At 66.1% G+C, this 537-nt stretch carries 1 protein-coding gene; it reads left to right on the top strand.

Annotated elements, in window-relative coordinates; all coding sequences use genetic code 11:
• Positions 1–537: YDG domain-containing protein (locus DUPY_RS28255; RefSeq protein ID WP_229255194.1), on the top strand; the 537-nt coding region annotated here is incomplete at both ends.

Below are 537 nucleotides of genomic sequence, written 5' to 3'. Positions count from 1 at the left end.
CGGCGTGGCCGGCAGCAGTTACACCGTGACCGCCAAGGGGCTGACCCTGACCGGCGTCAGCGCCGTCGATAAAATCTACGACGCCACGACCACGGCCGCGCTCAACACCGCCAGCGTTGGCTACTCGGGCCTGGTTTCGGGCGACACGGTGTCGCTGGCCGGCAGCGGCAGCGGCAGTTTTGCGACCAAGGATGTCGGTATCAACAAGGCTGTGACGGTGAGCGGCTACACGCTGTCGGGCGCCGACGCCGGCAACTACGTGGTCACCCAGCCGACCGGCCTGAGCGCAACCATCAACAAGGCCAACCTCACGGTATCGGATATTGCGGCGCTTGATAAAACCTATGACGCCACCACCGCCGCCAGCCTGACCGGTAACGCCGCCGTGGCCGCCCTTGGCAGCGACAACGTGTCGGTGGCCGGTACCGGCGTGGGCAGTTTTGCCAGCAAGGATGCCGGCGCCGGTAAGGCGGTGACAGTGACCGGCTATACCTTGTCCGGCGCCGATGCCGGCAACTACGTGGTGCTGCAACCGAC

This window comes from Duganella phyllosphaerae, assembly GCF_001758785.1.
GTDB lineage: Bacteria > Pseudomonadota > Gammaproteobacteria > Burkholderiales > Burkholderiaceae_D > Rugamonas > Rugamonas phyllosphaerae.
This window is presented reverse-complemented; position numbering and strand designations above follow the sequence as displayed.